Genomic DNA, 19,402 nt, shown 5'->3' with positions numbered 1-19,402 from the left:
TAGCCCCACTTTAAGGGGCTAATTAATTATATAGTTATAGTTTCTATACCACCGTAAGTTGTAAGATGACTAAAACAGTCTTCCACAGGAAATAGTCCTCCATACACACCTGCACAGATCAATACACCACCATGTGCAAAGATAGCGACTTTTTTATACGGTTTTTTCTTAAGTTCATCCAGGAATCCGGCAACTCTGGCATACATAATAGGAAAACTTTCTCCATTGGTTGCTGCTAGATGCATGTAATCATTAAACCACAATTGCAAAGCTTCATCTTGTATCTCATCATATTTCTGCATTTCCCAATCGCCCATATTCATTTCTTTCAGTCTGTCATCTCTTTCTGCATCGGGATACCCACAGTACTCGGCTAATTTTTCCGCTCTGGATAAAGGTGACGAATAGACTTTATCAAAATTCATTTTTATTTTTTCAAGATTGGCCTTTGTTTCGGTTGCTTCCTCCAAAAAGGTATCTGCCAGTGGAACATCGCTCCAACCGTAACAAGTTCCTTTAGGAACGCCAACTTTGGTATGTCTTATCAACACTATTTCCATTGATATATATTACATTTTAGCATTAATAGTAATCAACATTACAATTGTAAGATAAAAACTTAATTCTATAAGAAGGAACAGAGCTCCACAGCAATCACCTGTATATCCACGCAACTTTCTCCATATCATTAAGTATAAGAAATACATTACAAGACAAGGTACAAATATTATCCACTGCCAGTTAACAAGCATCAAAGCCGGCTCCAAATAAAATAGTAAAGCTAACGGCAACAGTCCTTGAACTGCGAGACTTATACCTGCCTTAATGTTAATATTCCGATACACTACTTTTGCTTTTGCCTCTTCTTCTGTCCTTGCATAAGGCATCATCATTATGATCTGTCCTGCAACCATTTTTGAAAAAGGGTCAGCAGCTATTATAACAAACGAGGCCAATCTTACAGGCATACTTGAAAGAGAGAAAAAAAGTAGCAGACCATACATTATTATCCCTACTACGCCATAAGTACCAATTCTTGAATCTTTCATTATATCCAATATACACTGGCGGTTATTTCCTCCACCTCCGAATCCGTCAAAAAAGTCAGTCAGTCCGTCTTCATGCAATGCACCTGTTATGAGTAACCTCACGGATATAGCAAGAAGCACAGCTATTGGGTAAGGAAATATCATACTTGAAAAGTATAACACTGCAGCCATAATTCCACCGGTAAGCCATCCTACTAAAGGCCAATGTTCAACAACAGTTTTAAAACAATCCTTTGGAGGTTGATGTAATCTCCAGAAAGGCAACCGGGTAAAAAATATCAAGGCGGCCCAGATATTATCATACCATTTAGAAGTATTTAGTGATATTTGCATTTTCAAAGTTATTCATTTCATTCATCATCCTTACAGCACTATCAAGTATAGGGAATGCACAGATTGCACCTGTACCCTCACCCAACCGTAAACCTAGATTCAAAAGTGGTTTGGCATTCATTAGATGAAGCATCTTTTTATGTCCCGTTTCGTCTCCACAATGTCCAAATATAGCATATTCCAATACATCCGGGTAGAGTTTACTGGCTGCTAGCATGCATGCGCTCATTATGAATCCATCAACTAATATTATCAGATGCAACTCAGCTGCTCTGAGCATCGCACCTATAGCAGCAACCATTTCAAATCCCCCAAAATATCTGATGATGCTTTCAGCATCTGTATCCTTATATTTATTGATAAAGTTATCAACCGACTGATGTAATACTTCTCTTTTATGATCAATACCTTTTTTGTCCAGTCCAGCACCAGCTCCTATACACTCGTCTAATGGGATATTTCCAAAAAGACTCATCCATATACTAGATGGAGAAGTATTGGCTATTCCCATCTCGCCAAGACTTATCACGTCACATCCTTCATTGTAGCAATCAAAGACTAATGAAGAACCAATATTAATGGCTTTATTAAACTGTTCATTAGTCATGGCAGGACCATATAAGAAATTATTTGTACCTCCTGCTATTTTATAGTTCAGTATTCCTTTATAAGAAGACAAATCATAGTCAACACCAACATCTACGATTTTCAAATTAAACCCATGTTGTCTACAAAACATATTTACGCCCCCGCCGCCATGAGTAAAATTTATCATCTGCTGCCATGTAATCTCTCTTGGAGATACACTTACATGCTCTTTTTCAATGCCATGATCTGCACCAAACAATATATGAAATGGATTATGCAATGTAGGTTCCAACTTTTGTTCTATAAGACATATCTGCAAAGCAAGGCTTTCAAGTCTGCCTAAAGAACCCTTAGGCTTATTAAGATTGTCTATTTTATCCTGAATGGCTTTACAAATATCCATAACAGGAGATTTTATTTTAAACTTTTTCATAACTTATTATAACTAACATACTACTTTATTTTCACAGGAATACCACTGACCATGAGTATCACCTCATCTGATTTAGATGCTACATATTGGTTCATCCATCCTTCCAAATCTGTAAAACGGCGTTGTATAAGATTATCACTGACACCACCACTTCCTATTTCATTGGTTACGAAAATAAAAGTTGCATCTTGGTCTGTAAACTTATCAAACTCACTTTTGATATTATCAAGAGCATCGTCAACAGACGGCTGGTCCCATTCAGCAGCCTGCCGATTAAAGAAAAAATTAGTGCACCACAGAGTGATGCAGTCAATAACAACTACCTTACCACAAACATTGTGCTTGCTTATAAACTTCTCTTCCTCAATATTAGTCCAATTTTTGCCCCTACGCTGTTGATGTATAAGTACTCTTTGTCTGAATTCTTCGTCCCAGATATGAGCAGTTGCCAAATAAACAGGATTTGAACTTTTACTTAAAGCCAAAGTCTCGGCATATCTGCTTTTCCCTGACCTTTGACCACCGGTAATGAGTATAATTCTCTTCATAAGTGCAAATTTAATAAAAAAGCTATTTATAACACCATAAAAAGAATAATATAAAGTTTTTTTAATCATTAACACGGATTTTATGCTCTACGACATAAAATACAGGAGATATTGTTTGGTTATATCAATTTTTTTTCATAGCTTTGCGATAATTAAATTTTAGATAACATTTATTAATAACTAACTAATTTTAAAAAAATGAAAAAGTTTGTTCTATCTATTGCTGCAATCGCAATCACGGCTTCTGTTTCAGCTCAGACTGTTACAGAGAGCAAGACTTTTGACAATTTCTACATTGGTATCAATGGTGGATTGTCAACAGCTACTACACATAATGCTTGGTTCAAAAACCTGAATCCTAATGCTGGCCTTCGTATTGGCCGCTACTTTACTCCTGTCTTCGGTATGGCTGTTGAGGGCAATGCTTACTTCTCAAATAAGCCTGGAAAATCAAATGGCACTTTTGTTCGTAACACAAATGTCAGTGCCCTTGGAACTGTTAACTTCAGCAACTGGTTTGGCGGATACAAAGGTCAGCCACGTCCATTTGAAGTTATAGCTGTTTACGGTTTTGGTTGGGACCATATTTATGGAACAAAGTCTAACAGAGCTTTAATGTCTGGAAAAGGAAATGGCCTGACATCAAAAGCCGGTCTTGATTTTGCATTCAACCTTGGAGAACAAAAAGCTTGGCAGATTTACCTTGAGCCATCTATGAATTATATGCTTCACTCTAATGGCATTGAGAATGGCATTAAGTACAACATCAACAATTCATTTTTCCAGTTAAATGCTGGTATCGTATACAAGTTTAAGAACTCAAACGGTACGAACAACTTTACTATCGCAACTCTACGTGATCAGGCTGAAATCGATGGTTTAAATGCAAAGATCAACGATCTTCGTAATACAAACTCTGAGAAAGATACGCAATTAGCTTCTAAAGAAAGAACTATAGCTGATCTTCAGACCCAGCTCACAGATTGTATGAACAAACCTACACCTAAACCGAGAGCAGTAGCTGCCAACTTACAGCCATCTGTCATCTTCCGTCAAGGTAAGAGTGTTATTGATCCTGCACAGTATGCTAGCATTTCTATGATTGCTACCTATCTAAAGGCTCACAAAGATGCAAAAGTTAAGGTGAGTGGCTATGCTTCACCAGAAGGTTCTAAAGAAATCAATCAGAAACTTTCTGAAGAACGTGCTAATATAGTTAAAAAAGCTCTTGTAAATAGATACAAGATCAGTGCAGATCGCATTACAACAGAGGGTCTTGGAGCTACAGACAAACTCTTCGATGAGGTTGAGTTTAATCGTGTTGCAACATTCAATGATACGACAAAATAATCTCTGATTATTATAAATAACAAAAATCCCTGTCATTAATTTGTAATGGCAGGGATTTTTTGTAAATTTGTAGCCTTATATAAAAACAACTAAAGAAACGCAAATATGGAACTACCTGATTTCATGTCTTATGCTAACAAATTTACTGCTAATGGATTTGTCGATAAGATAGCAAGAATAGCAAAAATGGCTGGTGCCAAATTAGTCTATTCAGCTCTGATTTTATTCTATACGCTGCAAAGCGACAAAGTGCCAATTAAAGATAAGGCCATGATTATTGCGGCATTAGGCTATTTTATCAGTCCTATTGATGCAATACCTGACGCAATTCCTATTATGGGTCTGTCTGATGATTTTGCAGTGCTGATCTTCGTCTTAAAAAAGGTATGGGGTAATGTATCTGAAGACATTAAGGAAAAAGCAAAATCGAAACTCAAAAAATGGTTTGACGAAGATGAGATGAAGGAAATTAATAACATATTCGAATAATCAATTTAATTACATTATAATTAAGGATACCGCAAAGGTATCCTTTTTTATATTCAATAATATAAATCTATTATTTTCATCATTACGATGCAATCCAAATTGTTTAAAGATATAATATAAACAGAAAATCGGAAACCTTTTATAAAAGTTTCCGATTTTATTGAGAGGTACCTGGCAGAGTCGAACTGCCCTGCACGGTTTTGCAGACCGTTACCTAACCGATCGGCCAAGGTACCATTTTGCAGGCGCTATCATTTCTGATTGCGGTTGCAAAGGTAATATTTTTATTTCATTCCCACAAATTTTTCATTGTTTTTTATTAAAACAAATTGGCTTTTTCATTCCATCCTTACGTTTCTTAATAAGTTGGTCATGTAAAGCACACCCAGCGCAACCTGAGCAAGGATCATTCGCATTTTTTATCGCCTGCACTATAAGATAAGACGCATAAAATACGGCTGCTAAAATTACTATAGAAACTATTATTATTTGAATCATATCTATTTATTTTTTATATTAATTATTCGTACACTATATGCCGGAATGGCAATAACCCAATCATTGTTGTTAAATGTATATATACCGATAATCCGTTTTTCCTTTAAATCTTTTGGACTACCTTCAAAACCTTCATATTTTATATTATTTGCCAATTCCATTCCATCAACGTTCAATGATAATTGTACAGGCATAGCATTGACAATCTTAATGTATACATTACCCGACTTGGAATCTTCTACCACACTTGCTGCTACACGGTGCTTCACAATACTATCTGCAGATAACGAAGATGAGATATATTTGTCTCCAGAAGAAACTGAAAATAATCTTTGCGTTTCGTAACTTGGAGAGGTCCTTATACTTGTGTTATTAAAGTATATCATATCAGGATGCCAGTTCTGGTGTTTATCCTTTGACAAGAGTGGAGCATACGATGTCATATACACAACATCAGCATTCCTTTCTACATTGCAAAGATGCATGGCCTCTGCCAAAGCCACTTCAACGTTACTTGCCTTAGGATACGTATTTGCCGCATATTCACCTATATATACTTTGGGAGCATTCCTATCATAATTATCATAGTATGACTGATTATTCATAAACCAGCCGGTACTTTCATAATAGTGCTCATCAACCATGTCAACATATTTCTTATTATCTTTTGCAAATTTCCAGCCTTCTATATAATCTGATGAAGGATAATGAAATGGCCCCACTGTACCACACAGTGTAATATCAGGATATTTTTCCTTAACGGCCTTAGCAATCATAAGGAAACGTTCTTCAAAAACAGTAGATATTATATCTTCATTGCCAATACCAATATATTTTAGATTGAATGGTGCAGGATGCCCTGCTTCAGCACGCATCTTAGCCCATTTACTTGTATGCGGGTCACCATTAGCCCAATCTATCATATCAAGTATTTCCTGACAGTAAATCGGCATTTCAGACATGTTTATGCCTCCCTGCTGACCGCCATATCCTGATTCGTCTGCGACTGAGTTTTGACAAGGTACGCCAGCCGCCAATACAGGTAATGGTTCTGCGCCGATGTCTTCACAAAACTGGAAATACTCATAGAATCCTAAACCTCTGGTTTGGTGATAATTCCATATATTACGGTCTGGTTTACGATCATAAAGCTCACCTATAGTATTGTTCCAATGATAGATATTATCTATTCCGTCTCCATGGCTCATACAACCACCTGGAAATCTTACGAACTTTGGATGTAATGCTGCTATAGTATCTGCAAGATCTTTACGCAGACCATTTTTTCTTCCATGAAACGTATTCTGAGGAAAAAGGCTTACCATATCAACAGCAGCTTTTGCATTATTACTTGAAACTATCATTAGTTTTGCTTTGTCATTTGTAGCAGAGGCTGTTAGCGTTGAAGAATATTTATTCCATTGCTTACCAGATGTTTTTATTTTTGATTCTGACAATATTTTGCCATTGCTGTCTGTCAAGGCTATCGTAAAAGACTTCTTATTCTTATCAATATTACGTACATAAAAGCTGAAATCATATTTTTCCGCTGCTTTTATAGCTATTCCATCCCAACCTTCATTGCACAAGGTATCCTTCCCCACTACAACATAATGTGGGTTGTTTTTGCTCAACGGCTCATTCTCTTCTATATCAATCGGTGATGAACAATGCCATGCTGTTGTAGCACTCCATCCTCTATGATCATTAGGAGTGTATTCAAAATCGCGGTTCTGTATCATTTCTGCATACAATCCGCCATCCGCTGCATAACTGAGGTCTTCAAAGAATACACCTATCAAATGTTCACTTATCTTCTTTTGCTTTGTTTGATCAATGGTTAATGTCGCCTTCACAGATTTTTTCCCATCAATCGTAACTGTCTGCAAGTCAGGGAGTAGTTTAACACTATCTTCCACCATTGTTTCATTACATCTGATAGCGTTTTCTTTAAGAGAAGCAAAATACTTAAGTATGTTATCCAACTTATTTTTAGGTATGCTGAATGTATAACCTATCTGTTTTTTAGTCCCTATTTCCAGTGTATCTTTAGTTTTGCATTTTCTATTATCCATTACACGCACATCACTCGAAAAATGTCTGAAGTCAAATGAAGCAGTTGTACATCTCGCTATTCCATCTTTAGTATAAAAAACGATGTCAAATCCAGCCTTTTCATTTTTGCAATTGCCTGTATGACGATATATAACAGGTTTAAGACATTCTTTTACAGACATTCGCGGGAAATCCTGCGGACGCCAAGTCAAAAGGTCATCACTGTATGCAGCAGCAAAGCACGGGGCATGATCATTTACTTGCCATACAGCACGGAATGTGCCGTCACAAGCCTGCTCCACATAAGGATAATACATTTTTTTCTCAGAACCCCAACTAGAATAATCAGACGAGCACAATTGACCTATCTCTTTTCCATGCCCATCAGACAAGAAGTAAGCTAAATGCAATCCTTCATTTTCTCCAGGCGAATATATAAATATGCGCTGAGTTGTATCTTTTTCAGCATATTTCTGCCTTTGCACACGTTTTACAGCAGAAACATATCCGAAAGCAAATATGCAACATGATAACAATAGAACTCTATAAATTATTCTTTTCATGTGATGAAGTGTCTTTTATACAATAATTAATGCAAATATACAGAATTAAGTGATTGAGCATTAATAAATTACAGTTAATTATAATTAAAGGCAACAATAATAATAAATAGGAAAACGCGTTTTGATTTTTTGTAACATAACCATAAAAAACAAAACTGGCCCGGAATATTATCCGGACCAGTTTTTACTTCTTTATATTAAGATATTACATCTTTACTATTATCTTCTTTCCTTCTCCAAAAGCCTGCATGTTAAGAGGTATCAGACTATGATGGCGCTGTGGTAAAGTCTTATAAAGAGCTTTTTCAACACCGGCATCGCTGATAACCGGGCAAACGCCTAGCAATCCTCCAAGAACAATCATATTGAATACTTTTGAATTTTTCATCTCAGCAGCCTTGTCCATAGCATTTATACAATATACAGTTATATCCTTACGCGTCGGCGGATTAATAATTCCGTAACCATCATAAATCAATATTCCTCCAGGTTTGATTTTAGATTCAAACTTATCTAGAGAAGGCTGGTTTAGTACAATAGCTATATCAAACTTACTAAGTATTGGAGAAGATATACGGTCATCACTTACGATAACAGTAACATTAGCCGTACCACCACGTTGCTCAGGTCCATAAGCAGGCATCCAAGTAACCTCTTTGTCCTCCATAAGTCCCGAATAAGCAAGTATCTTACCCATAGACAAGACACCCTGTCCTCCGAAACCTGAAATTATTATTTCCTTTTTCATTTTATTGTGTCTTTTAAATCACCCTTTGGGTAGAATTTGAACATATTCTCCTGCATCCAGTCATTAGCCTTTTTAGGAGACATTTTCCAACCGCTATTACAAGTTGAAACAATCTCAACAAGACTACTTCCCTTGCCTTCCATAGAAGCTTCGAAAGCTTTTCTTATAGCTTTTTTAGCACCACGAATAGCAGCAACTGTTTCAACACTCTGACGTGTAACATAACATGTTCCTTCAAGAGTGGCAGCTATTTCTGTCATTTTCAATGGATATCCATGAAGTTCAGGATCGCGTCCGTAAGGACAAGTACTTGTCTTCTGTCCCATAAGGGTTGTAGGGGCCATCTGTCCACCTGTCATACCATAAATGGCATTATTGATGAATATTATAACGATATTCTCTCCGCGGTTTAATGCATGGATTGTCTCGCAAGCACCTATACATGCCAAATCTCCATCACCTTGATAAGTAAAGACCAGGCGATCAGGCCATAGCCTCTTGATACCTGTAGCTACAGCAGGTGCACGACCGTGAGCTGCTTCCTGCCAGTCAATATCAAGATAACGGTAAGCAAATACAGCACATCCCACAGGACAAACGCCGACTGTTTTATCTTCCATACCCATCTCCTCAATAACTTCGGCAACGAGCTTATGCACTACTCCATGAGAACATCCCGGACAGTAATGCATTGGAACATCATTCATCAGTGTCGGTTTCTGATATACCAGATTCTCTGGTGATATTATATCATTTTCCATTACTTAATCAATTTTGATTTTAAAGCTTCAACTATCTCATCAGGTTCAGGGACAATACCACCCAGTCTTCCAAAATATTCTACCGGTACAGCACCGTTTATAGAAAGGCGGACGTCATCAACCATCTGACCGGCATTAATCTCGGCCACAAGTATTCCTTTTTTACCCTTAGCTATATCACAAATCTGCTTTGTAGGGAATGGCCATAAGGTAATAGGACGGAACAGTCCTACCTTAATTCCTGCCTCGCGAGCCATTTCTATTGCTTTCTCTGAAATACGAGCGGCACTACCAAATGAAACAATAACATAATCAGCATCGTCACATTTTTGAGTTTCATATCTTACCTCAGTGTCCTTAATGGTCTGATATTTCTTCTGTAACTTGATATTGCGCTCTTCCATAACTTCAGGTTTCAATTCCAACGAAGTCATAATATTGGGTTCACGGTCTTTTGTTCTACCAAATGTAGCCCAAGGATACTTGCTTTTGATTTCATCTTCAGTCAATCGTGCCTTAAATGGAGGAAGAACAACCTTCTCCATCATTTGACCTATAACGCCGTCACTCAGAATCATTGCTGGATTTCTGTATTTGAAGGCTAAGTCAAAAGCCAAATCAACAAAGTCTGCCATCTCCTGAACTGATGCCGGAGCAAGCACAATCACGTTATAGTCACCATTACCTCCACCACGTGTAGCCTGATAATAATCACTCTGTGAAGGTTGGATCGTACCAAGTCCCGGACCGCCACGTTGCACATTTACTACCACACCTGGGATTTCAGCGCCAGCCATGTAGGAAATACCTTCCTGCATAAGGGCTACACCAGGACTTGAAGAAGATGTGAATGCACGTTTTCCGGCACCAGCAGCACCATAAACCATGTTGATAGATGCTACCTCACTCTCAGCCTGAACAACCACCATTCCGCTAGTTTCCCATGGCTTAAGAAGAGACAGAGTCTCAATAATCTCACTTTGCGGAGTAATAGGATATCCGAAGAATCCATCTACGCCACAGCGAATGGCAGCATTAGCAATAGCATCGTTGCCTTTCATTAAAGTTACTTCAGTTTTTGCCATAGCATTACTCCTCCATTTTTTTACGATAAACTTCAATACATCCGTCAGGGCAGACAATAGCACACGAAGAACAGCCTACGCAGGCCTCCGCTTTTACAGCCTCCACATAAGGATAACCATGAACGTTTACTTTTTTTTCAGCTAGAGCAATTACATCCTGCGGACAAGCATATACGCAAAGCGCACATCCCTTGCAGCGGTCTGTATTAACCACTATAGCCCCTTTCATTTTACTCATTTCTCATAAGTTTTAATTCCCATAATCGGATATTCCATTATGGATTATACATGTCTTTATTGTAATAATTCAAAATATCTTCTAGCATTTTCTTAGCTTCTTTGGCAGGACTTTCCGGATCAAGTGCTATGGCCTCCATATAATTATGAAGAGCCTCCTGCCAATTGCCTTGACGGCGGTATTCATTTCCCTTGATATAATATTCGTTTGCCGTCATATATACACAAATAAAATTATTTATAAAATTCTTTCTTTCCGGCTGATAATGTGTTCTTCATTAGTGAACAGATTGTCATCGGACCTACGCCACCTGGAACAGGTGTGATAAATGAACATTTGGGTGATACTTCGTCAAATTTCACATCACCATTCAGACGGAAACCTTTCTTTTTTGTAGCATCAGGCACACGTGTTGTGCCAACATCCACAATTACTGCGCCTTCTTTTACCATATCAGCTGTAACAAAATCAGGACGACCTATAGCTGCTATAATAATATCTGCTTCTTTGCAGTCTTCTTTTAATGTCTTGGAATGACTGTGACATACTGTTACTGTTGCATCACCATATTGCTTCTGCATCATCAACTGCGCCATAGGTTTACCTACTATGTTGCTTCTACCCAATACGACGCACTTTTTACCTGAAGTCTCAATGTTATATCTACGCAACAATGTGATTATTCCTAAAGGAGTGGCAGAAATAAAACAAGGAAGGCCAATAGACATACGTCCTACATTAATAGGATGGAATCCATCTACGTCCTTACGATAATCAATAGCCATGATGACCTTCTGCTCGTCAATATGCTTTGGCAATGGCAACTGTACTATAAAGCCGTCTACATCACTGTCTTCGTTCAGCTCTTTGACCTTAGCCAAAAGCTCGACCTCAGGTATATCCTCTTCAAAACGAATCAGAGTAGATTTAAATCCACAAGTTTCACATGCAATGACTTTATTTTTTACGTAAGTCTCACTGCCACCGTCATGGCCAACAAGGATAGCAGCCAAATGAGGTTGTTTACCACCTGCAGCAACGATCTGCTTTACTTCTTCGGCTATCTCTTCTTTAATTTTGGCTGCCGTAGCCTTTCCGTCTATAAGTTGCATAGTTTATATGTTGTTACATTCCGGGCATTCCGCCTTTCATTCCTTTCATAGCACTCATCATCTGACTCATCTTACTTCCAGTCATCATCTTCATCATCTTACGTGTCTGGTCAAACTGTTTCAGAAGTCTGTTTACCTCTTGTATATTTGTTCCAGAACCCTTTGCTATACGGTTTCTTCTGCTCTGGTTTAGTAGTTCAGGACTTGTACGTTCCTTTGGGGTCATACTCTGTATAATTGCTTCTATGCCTTTGAAAGCATTATCATCAATATCTACATCCTTTATAGCCTTGCCTACTCCAGGTATCATACCAGCCAGGTCTTTTATATTACCCATTTTCTTTATCTGCTGTATCTGATTAAGGAAGTCGTTAAAGTCAAATTTGTTTTTCTGTATCTTTTTCTGTAGTTTCTTTGCCTCTTCCTCGTCAAACTGTTCCTGAGCACGTTCTACAAGAGATACAATATCACCCATTCCCAAGATACGGTCTGCCATACGTTCAGGGTGGAAGACATCAATTGCTTCCATTTTCTCACCTGTACCTACAAACTTAATAGGCTTTGTAACTACTGTACGGATACTCAAAGCAGCACCGCCACGTGTATCACCATCCAGTTTTGTAAGAACGACACCGTCAAAATTTAGTCTGTCATTAAATTCTTTTGCTGTATTTACAGCATCCTGACCTGTCATTGAGTCTACAACAAACAGAGTCTCATCCGGATTTAGTGAGTCTTTAAGATTAGAGATTTCATTCATCATCTCTTCATCTACAGCCAGACGACCTGCTGTATCGACAATAACGACATCATTTCCTTTAGCCTTAGCTTCCTTAATAGCATTCTTAGCTATTTCAACAACATTTTTATTTTCTTCTTCAGCATATACAGGAACTTCTATCTGTTGAGCAACTACTTTCAACTGCTCTATAGCTGCCGGACGATAAACGTCACATGCCACAAGTAATGGATTCTTATGCTGTTTGTTCTTAAGCATATTAGCCAACTTACCTGTAAAGGTTGTTTTACCTGAACCTTGAAGACCGGACATCAAGATAATAGCAGGCTTACTTTCAAGCTTCAGTTCACTTGCTGTGCCTCCCATAAGTTCAGCCAGTTCATCGTGAACGATTTTCACCATCAACTGTCCCGGCTTAACGGCTGTAAGTACATTCTGACCCAAAGCTTTTTGCTTCACTGTATCAGTGAAAGTCTTTGCAACCTTATAGTTCACATCGGCATCCAAAAGTGCACGACGTACGTCCTTTAAAGTTTCAGCTACATTTATCTCGGTAATTTTGCCCTCGCCTTTGAGGATTTTGAAAGATCTGTCTAATCTGTCGCTAAGGTTTTCAAACATAATATTTTATTGTCTTATTTTTCGTTTATTTTGTTCGTTTTGCTTCACTGCAAAGTTAGTTAAATAAATAAGAAAACTAGAATATGAGCTTTCTATTTAAAGTATTTTAAAAAAGTTTTCGTCAAAAATGCGCATATATATTTACATTGTGCATAAAAATCTTACGCTTTTCGGTCCGCTATGTACATTCCGACAAGAATTAAGGCAGCTCCACTTATGAAATATACAGTTATTTCTTCACCCAAAACTATCCATGCAAATATTATAGTTGTTATAGGATTGAAATAAATCCAGTTGCTTGCCTTTACCACACCTAACTTATTAATGCACCATGTCCATAAAAGATAACAGAGCATCGAGGCCACACATCCAAGAAACAATAAATTAGCAAGAACATCCTGACGCATAAGTAGTTGTAAAGATGGGAAGTCTGGTTTTACGATATAATATGGTAATATTGTAACCAGTCCGTAAAAGAATGTTTTACGTGTAATGAATGCTGACGAATATCTATTGGATACCTTTTTCATCAGCACAGAATAGAACGCCCAACACAAACAAGCGCCAAAGGCCAGTGCATCTCCTATTGGTGACAGATGTAAAACAAAATGCCCGTTGAGTACGACCGTTGCCATGCCTGCAAGGGCTATAAGCGAACCAAGAATCTGCATTCGTTTAAAATGTTCGCTTTTGTATATTATGGATATTAGTATAGATGCGACTAGCGGACATGAACAGACTATCAAAGATACATTTGTAGCTGTTGATACGCCAAGTGCTGTATTTTCTGTAAGGAAATACATTGAGCCACCTGTAATTCCCAAAGCAGCGAACAGAAGTTCATCACGAATATTATCGGCCAATAGCTTTTTATGAAACATCGCCAGCATTAGCGAGTATGCGATAATAAACCGTAACGTAAATATCTGCGCCGGCGACAGACCATTGGTTATAAGCACCTTGCTGGCCACATAAGTAGTACCCCACACCGAAACGGTGAAGAGAGCCACAAGATGATATAATAATTCTTTATTCTTTATCATAAAAAGTCGGCACAAAGTTACGTCTTTGCGCCGACTTGACCAAACGGTATACTTTATTTTTTTTCTATTATGATATCATCCTTCACATTCTTACGTATTTTTGTAAGGTATGATTTCATTCCTTCCGCATCCTTATTATCAATAATCTGCAAAAGGTCTTTCAGTTCCTTGCGTATTTTTTCAACCTGTCCGGATGTATATGGATTGAAAAGTATTTCCTGCAATAGATAGTCATCTTCGTTCAATACCCCCTGAGCTATTTTCATATGGCGCTTGAAGGTTGTACCCGGAGCATCCTGATGCTTCATTACAGCAGCAAACACAAATGTACTTACAAAGGGTATACTAAGAGAGTAAGCTACCGTCTTGTCATGTTCATCAAAAGAATACTCATAGATGTTAAGACCCAGTTTGGAGTATAAGTCTTTGAAGAAAATACGCCCCATATAGTCACCTTCGGTTATTATGATTGCATTTTCCTCACTCAACTGGTTCAGATTTGCAAACGTAGGACCGAACATGGGATGTGTAGATACGTATCTTCTACCACTATTCTCATAAAACTCGTGCAGTCCTGTCTTAATAGACGCAATATCACTTATTATGCAGTCTTTAGACAGATGCGGGAGAATTTCTTCAAAAGCAGAGATAGTATATTTCACTGTTACGGCATTAATGACCAACTCTGGTTTAAATTTTTCTATCTCATCCATTGTTGAGAATCTCTGCGTATTATAAGTAAAACGCATTCTCTTTGGATCTTTCTCAAAGACCGCAGTTTCGTGGTCAAAGCTCAGTAAGTCAAGGAAGAAGCTCCCCATCTTACCGGCACCCATTACTAATATTTTCATTTTTGATTTACTATTTCCATTTGTTGACGAACACTTTCTTCATGCACTTCTTCGAATATTTTCCTTACAAATTCGGCATCCATTCCGCATAATGATCCTTGCGCTCCACGCTTATCCAATATTTCTCCATAACGTGCAGTCTGCAATACAGTCATATTGTGTTCTTTCTTATATTGACCTATTTCACGACACACACGCATACGCTTTGCCAAAAGATCCATCAATTGGTTATCCAGTTCGTCTATCTGCTTGCGCAACATTACGATACCCTCTGTAGAGACAGTCTCGCTACGAATTACGAGCAGGTTGATAATATAATCTAATACGTCAGGAGTAACCTGCTGTTTTGCATCACTCCATGCCTGATCAGGATTACAGTGACTCTCGATTATAAGTCCGTCTAGTCCTAAATCCATGGCCTGCTGACAAAGAGGAGCGATAAGTTCTCTCTGTCCGCCTATATGACTTGGATCACAGATAATAGGTAGATTTGGTATACGGCGACGGAGTTCTATAGGTATCTGCCACATAGGCAGGTTTCTGTATATTTTCTTATCATAGCTTGAAAATCCACGATGTATGGCAGCCATACGCTTAATGCCGGCCTGATTAAGACGTTCCATGCCGCCGATCCATAGTTCCAGGTCAGGATTAACAGGGTTTTTTACTAACACCGGTATATCAACGCCTTTCAAAGAGTCGGCTAAAGCTTGCATAGCAAATGGATTTGCAGTAGTACGTGCACCAACCCATAGTATATCAATACCATGTTTCAGACACATCTCCACATGCTCAGGGGTAGCTACCTCTGTAGAAGTAAGCATACCGGTCTGCTCTTTTACCTCTTTCAACCAAGGCAGAGCGGTTTCACCGTTACCCTCAAAACCACCTGGTTTTGTACGCGGTTTCCACACACCTGCACGGAACACCTTTATTCCTTTGTCAGCCAATTGCTTAGCTGTATTCAACACTTGTTCTTCTGTCTCGGCAGAGCAAGGGCCTGCTATTACCAAAGGACGTTTTTCTTCTACCCCCTCAAGTTTCAACGGTTCTAGTTCCAGTTCCATGTTATATATTTTTTAGATTTTTGATTCTTTCTACTGCTTCCTTTATCTTATCATCCTTAGCGCAAAGTGATATACGTATATATCTGCTTCCGTTGCTTCCGAATATGAATCCGGGTGTTATGAAGACTCTGGCTTCATTAAGAACTTTTTCTGTCAGTTCTTCAGCATCAGTGTACTTTTCAGGTATTTTCCCCCAAAGGAACATACCGACCTGTTCTTTATCAAAAGTACATCCTAATATTTTCATGATCTCTTCGGCCAGATTACGACGTCTTCTATATGTTACTATATTAGCCTGATGATGCCATTCTGCGTCATTGTTATAAGCCTCAGCGGCAGCAAGTTGCAATCCACGGAAAGTACCTGAGTCAATATTGCTTTTTACTTTCAATATCCACTGGACAAACTGTGTATTTGCAGCAATCATACCAACACGCCATCCGGGCATATTATGACTTTTACTCATCGAGTTCAGTTCTATACAGCAGTCTTTTGCACCTTCTACCTGTAACAGTGATATCGGTTTGTCGTTAAGAATAAACGAATATGGGTTATCATTTACTATTAGGATAGAATGTTTCTTTGCAAAATTTACCAGTTTACGGTATGTCTCAACCTGAGCATTTGCACCTGTAGGCATGTTAGGATAATTTGTCCACATTATCTTCACTTTACTCAAGTCCATCTTCTCAAGCTCTTCGAAGTCAGGCTGCCAGCCGTTATCTGCATCCAGATTATAGTTTACGACCTCTGCTCCTAACAGTTTGCTGAGAGATGTATAAGTAGGATACCCCGGGTTCGGTACTAGCACCTGCTCACCGGGGTTCACAAATGCCAATGTAATATGCAGAATACCCTCTTTTGAACCGATAAGTGGTTGTATTTCTGTATTTGGATCTAGTTTTACACCATACCATCTTTTATAGAATCCGGCCATTGCGTTACGCAATTCAGGTGTTCCGATAGTGGGTTGATAGCCGTGGGTATTATCCATACGCGCTACCTCACACAACTTATCTACTGTAGCCTTTGATGGCGGCATATCAGGACTGCCTATTGCCAGACTTACGATATCTTTGCCTTCCGCATTAAGTTTTGCTACTTCTTTCAACTTTCTGCTGAAGTAGTATTCGCTGACCAATTCTAATCTCTTGGCCGGTTTGATATTACAATTTTGGTTGCTTCCCATCTTGATATTCTCCTAATATTTTCAATGATTTAGTTAATGGTGTTATTGCATCTATTGACTGTCTGTAGCGTGTCAGATTATCATAAGTAACGTCTACATAGAACAGATATTCCCATTCATGACCTATAATCGGTAATGATTGTATCTTGGTCAGATTGATTTTATAAAACGACATGATACTAAGCACTTGCGACAGGCTCCCCTCCTCATGCGGAAGAGCGAAAACCATACTTGCCTTATCCGCTTTCTCTAATGGACGTAAAAAATCAGCCTTGCTTGGATTGCAAACTACCAAGAATCTAGTAAAGTTATGTTTATTATCCTCTATCGATTCTTCTAATACTTTCAGTCCGTATAGTTTGGCAGCAGAAGCATTGCATATTGCAGCCCATCCACTGCAGTTATTCTCTTTTATATATTTTGCAGCTCCTGCTGTATCTATACCTTCTACGACCTTGATATTAGGATGACGATCAAGAAAATCTCGACACTGCATCAAAGCAACTGGATGAGAATGAACCTCCTTAACCGTTTCCCATGAATCTTCAGGCAGACAACAGATACTATGACTGATGTGCAGTTTATGCTCTCCCACTACAGTGGTACCTGAGTCGCGCAGCAACTCATAGTTATGTAGCAGACTTCCTGCTATAGTATTCTCGATAGCAACCATACCTATCACTGTAGGATCCTGTCTGATTTGATCAAACACCTCTTCAAAAGTTGAACAACATATCAGTTGTATTTGTTCACCCTCGAAATACTGGTGAGCCGCAATATCGTGAAACGACCCTACAGAACCTTGTATAGCAATTCTTTTCATCTTTATATATATTTATAAACGAAAAAAGTCCCGCTCATTGTTATGAAGCGGGACTTTAATGTAATATTTTGTTTTTACTTAGTCATAAGTTGAATTTTACACGCAACTTCCCGCTTCACAATTCCTTGCAAAGTAAAAATAAAAGTAAAAGAAAGATGCGTTTAAAGTTTTCATTTTCTCATTATTTATTGTTTCTGGGTGCAAAAGTATAACTTTTCTATGAATTACACAAACATTTTGAAAGAAAAATAACAAATTTTCTGTTTTTGCTTATAATCCGAACGGGTTGATTTTGTTATATGCCTGTTTTGTTTTTTCTTCTACTCCCTCTGCCGAGAATTCTCCGTTTATGTCTGCTGTCTGCTTAGGATCAAGTTCTAATACCTGTTGCATATCCTCGGCAGCACCATCCTTATCACCTACTTCAAGTTTTACGGCTCCTCTCTCTCTGAAAGCGTCTATTGAAAACGGATTTACATCTACCACCTTATTATAATAGTTGATAGCCTCATCATTATTACCAAGCTTATGCTCTATGCGGGCCTTTAGTATCAGCACACTCTCATTGTCTGATTGTTTCTCCAATAGATATTTAGCATCCGCGTCAGATCCTTCATAATCACCCATCTTGAGTAATGTTTCCCCTCTCAACAGATATGCGTCACCATAATCGTCTTTAAGTAAGATTGCCTTAGTAAGCATAGCCACCGCATTTACATCATCGCCCTGTCCTATACATGCCTTAGCATATAGATATGAAACTTCGGCGTTATCTTTATCAATCAGCAGAGCTCTCTCGCATGAATCAGCCATCGCCCCATAATCTTCCATCATGAATGTTACATGAGCCATCTGCACAAAGATCTTCTGATTGTCAGGTTGCGCCTCAGCCAGTTTCTGTAACTGTTCGAAAGCTTTAAGTGGTTCGTTGGCAGCCACATAAGCCCGAGCCAAATAGTCACGGATCTCCAGATCTGTATTCTTTATCTCTATAGCCTTCTTAAAACATTTTATTGCATATTCATTCTGCCCTGTTTTAAGAGCTTTTACACCATCGTATTTTATCAAGTCAAAGTTTTTCAACTCTTCCTCTTTTTTTGTTTTTTCAGTGTCTTCTATCTTACCACCGAATAAAGCTTTAAAAAAATTCATTTTGTATCGTAATTTTGTATTGTTCTGCAAAAGTATAAAAAATAATCGTAATTTCTCACTATTTTTT

Annotated in this window: 21 protein-coding genes and 1 tRNA gene; 2 read left to right on the top strand and 20 right to left on the bottom strand. The window is 38.2% G+C overall.

The genetic code is table 11. From position 1 onward, the window contains the following. Nucleotides 1-26: 26 nt before the first annotated feature. The 4 genes from cobC to XYLOR_RS02075 are packed head-to-tail and all read right to left on the bottom strand — an operon-like array spanning nt 27 to nt 2,951. Nucleotides 27-560: an alpha-ribazole phosphatase gene (gene cobC, locus XYLOR_RS02090; RefSeq protein WP_036876546.1), complete on the bottom strand. Its 534-nt coding sequence runs from the start codon at nt 558-560 to the stop codon at nt 27-29. Nucleotides 561-569: 9 nt separating this feature from the next. Then, nucleotides 570-1,382 (bottom strand): adenosylcobinamide-GDP ribazoletransferase, encoded by an 813-nt coding sequence (cobS, locus tag XYLOR_RS02085; protein ID WP_036876545.1) that lies wholly within the window; start codon nt 1,380-1,382, stop codon nt 570-572. Further along, nucleotides 1,357-2,403, bottom strand: a complete 1,047-nt coding sequence (gene cobT, locus XYLOR_RS02080) for a nicotinate-nucleotide--dimethylbenzimidazole phosphoribosyltransferase (protein WP_036876543.1) — start codon at nt 2,401-2,403, stop codon at nt 1,357-1,359. The genes cobS and cobT overlap by 26 nt, the downstream gene beginning before the upstream one ends. Nucleotides 2,404-2,423: 20 nt before the next feature. Further along, nucleotides 2,424-2,951: a bifunctional adenosylcobinamide kinase/adenosylcobinamide-phosphate guanylyltransferase gene (locus tag XYLOR_RS02075; RefSeq protein WP_036876540.1), complete on the bottom strand. Its 528-nt coding sequence runs from the start codon at nt 2,949-2,951 to the stop codon at nt 2,424-2,426. Nucleotides 2,952-3,149: 198 nt separating this feature from the next. Here XYLOR_RS02075 and XYLOR_RS02070 point away from each other — a divergent pair, with 198 nt between their 5' ends. Together XYLOR_RS02070 and XYLOR_RS02065 are read left to right on the top strand one after the other, a co-directional pair. Further along, nucleotides 3,150-4,301 carry an OmpA family protein gene (locus XYLOR_RS02070; protein WP_036876538.1) on the top strand — a complete coding sequence of 384 codons (1,152 nt, stop codon included), beginning with the start codon at nt 3,150-3,152 and terminating at the stop codon, nt 4,299-4,301. Between the two features lie 105 nt (nt 4,302-4,406). Then, entirely contained in the window at nt 4,407-4,790 is a 384-nt protein-coding gene (locus XYLOR_RS02065) for a YkvA family protein (protein WP_036876536.1), read from the top strand. 165 nt (nt 4,791-4,955) lie between these two features. On the opposite strand, the gene XYLOR_RS13750 is transcribed toward XYLOR_RS02065, so the two are convergent. The 16 genes from XYLOR_RS13750 to XYLOR_RS01990 all read right to left on the bottom strand — a co-directional run bounded on the left by XYLOR_RS13750 (nt 4,956) and on the right by XYLOR_RS01990 (nt 19,335). Beyond that, a tRNA-Cys gene (locus XYLOR_RS13750) sits at nt 4,956-5,026 on the bottom strand. 70 nt (nt 5,027-5,096) lie between these two features. Further along, on the bottom strand, nt 5,097-5,288 hold the full coding sequence (locus XYLOR_RS13885) for a FeoB-associated Cys-rich membrane protein (protein ID WP_036876533.1): 192 nt from the start codon (nt 5,286-5,288) through the stop codon (nt 5,097-5,099). Between the two features lie 2 nt (nt 5,289-5,290). Next, the gene (locus XYLOR_RS02055) at nt 5,291-7,906 is read right to left on the bottom strand and encodes an alpha-L-arabinofuranosidase family protein (protein WP_036876532.1); all 2,616 of its coding nucleotides are present in this window, start codon (nt 7,904-7,906) and stop codon (nt 5,291-5,293) included. Nucleotides 7,907-8,111: 205 nt separating this feature from the next. Then, a complete protein-coding gene (locus XYLOR_RS02050; RefSeq protein WP_036876530.1) occupies nt 8,112-8,654 on the bottom strand; it encodes a 2-oxoacid:ferredoxin oxidoreductase subunit gamma family protein in 543 nt (180 codons plus the stop codon). Beyond that, nucleotides 8,651-9,415 carry a thiamine pyrophosphate-dependent enzyme gene (locus XYLOR_RS02045; protein WP_036876528.1) on the bottom strand — a complete coding sequence of 255 codons (765 nt, stop codon included), beginning with the start codon at nt 9,413-9,415 and terminating at the stop codon, nt 8,651-8,653. Before XYLOR_RS02045 ends, XYLOR_RS02050 begins: the two co-directional genes overlap by 4 nt. Further along, the gene (locus tag XYLOR_RS02040; protein ID WP_036876525.1) at nt 9,415-10,500 is read right to left on the bottom strand and encodes a 3-methyl-2-oxobutanoate dehydrogenase subunit VorB; all 1,086 of its coding nucleotides are present in this window, start codon (nt 10,498-10,500) and stop codon (nt 9,415-9,417) included. The genes XYLOR_RS02045 and XYLOR_RS02040 overlap by 1 nt, the downstream gene beginning before the upstream one ends. A gap of 4 nt (nt 10,501-10,504) precedes the next feature. After that, nucleotides 10,505-10,738: a 4Fe-4S dicluster domain-containing protein gene (locus XYLOR_RS02035; protein WP_036876522.1), complete on the bottom strand. Its 234-nt coding sequence runs from the start codon at nt 10,736-10,738 to the stop codon at nt 10,505-10,507. 37 nt (nt 10,739-10,775) lie between these two features. Beyond that, nucleotides 10,776-10,955, bottom strand: coding sequence for a tetratricopeptide repeat protein (locus tag XYLOR_RS02030; protein WP_036876519.1), 180 nt, complete (start codon nt 10,953-10,955; stop codon nt 10,776-10,778). 16 nt (nt 10,956-10,971) lie between these two features. Then, nucleotides 10,972-11,850, bottom strand: a complete 879-nt coding sequence (gene folD / locus XYLOR_RS02025; protein ID WP_036876517.1) for a bifunctional methylenetetrahydrofolate dehydrogenase/methenyltetrahydrofolate cyclohydrolase FolD — start codon at nt 11,848-11,850, stop codon at nt 10,972-10,974. Between the two features lie 13 nt (nt 11,851-11,863). Then, nucleotides 11,864-13,210: a signal recognition particle protein gene (ffh, locus tag XYLOR_RS02020; RefSeq protein ID WP_036876516.1), complete on the bottom strand. Its 1,347-nt coding sequence runs from the start codon at nt 13,208-13,210 to the stop codon at nt 11,864-11,866. 161 nt (nt 13,211-13,371) lie between these two features. Further along, nucleotides 13,372-14,253, bottom strand: coding sequence for a DMT family transporter (locus tag XYLOR_RS02015; protein ID WP_036876514.1), 882 nt, complete (start codon nt 14,251-14,253; stop codon nt 13,372-13,374). Between the two features lie 53 nt (nt 14,254-14,306). Then, entirely contained in the window at nt 14,307-15,104 is a 798-nt protein-coding gene (locus tag XYLOR_RS02010) for a prephenate dehydrogenase (RefSeq protein WP_036876512.1), read from the bottom strand. Next, nucleotides 15,101-16,171, bottom strand: a complete 1,071-nt coding sequence (locus XYLOR_RS02005) for a bifunctional 3-deoxy-7-phosphoheptulonate synthase/chorismate mutase type II (RefSeq protein WP_036876509.1) — start codon at nt 16,169-16,171, stop codon at nt 15,101-15,103. Before XYLOR_RS02005 ends, XYLOR_RS02010 begins: the two co-directional genes overlap by 4 nt. Before the next feature lies 1 nt (nt 16,172). Then, nucleotides 16,173-17,360 (bottom strand): pyridoxal phosphate-dependent aminotransferase, encoded by a 1,188-nt coding sequence (locus XYLOR_RS02000; protein ID WP_036876507.1) that lies wholly within the window; start codon nt 17,358-17,360, stop codon nt 16,173-16,175. Beyond that, the gene (locus XYLOR_RS01995) at nt 17,338-18,183 is read right to left on the bottom strand and encodes a prephenate dehydratase (protein ID WP_036876505.1); all 846 of its coding nucleotides are present in this window, start codon (nt 18,181-18,183) and stop codon (nt 17,338-17,340) included. Before XYLOR_RS01995 ends, XYLOR_RS02000 begins: the two co-directional genes overlap by 23 nt. Nucleotides 18,184-18,453: 270 nt before the next feature. Further along, on the bottom strand, nt 18,454-19,335 hold the full coding sequence (locus tag XYLOR_RS01990; RefSeq protein ID WP_036876503.1) for a tetratricopeptide repeat protein: 882 nt from the start codon (nt 19,333-19,335) through the stop codon (nt 18,454-18,456). Nucleotides 19,336-19,402 lie beyond the last annotated feature (67 nt).

Origin of the sequence: Xylanibacter oryzae DSM 17970 (assembly GCF_000585355.1) — a bacterium.
Taxonomy (GTDB): Bacteria; Bacteroidota; Bacteroidia; order Bacteroidales; family Bacteroidaceae; genus Prevotella; species Prevotella oryzae.
The sequence above is the reverse complement of the archived record's forward strand: the minus strand, read 5'-3'. Positions and strand labels throughout refer to the sequence as shown.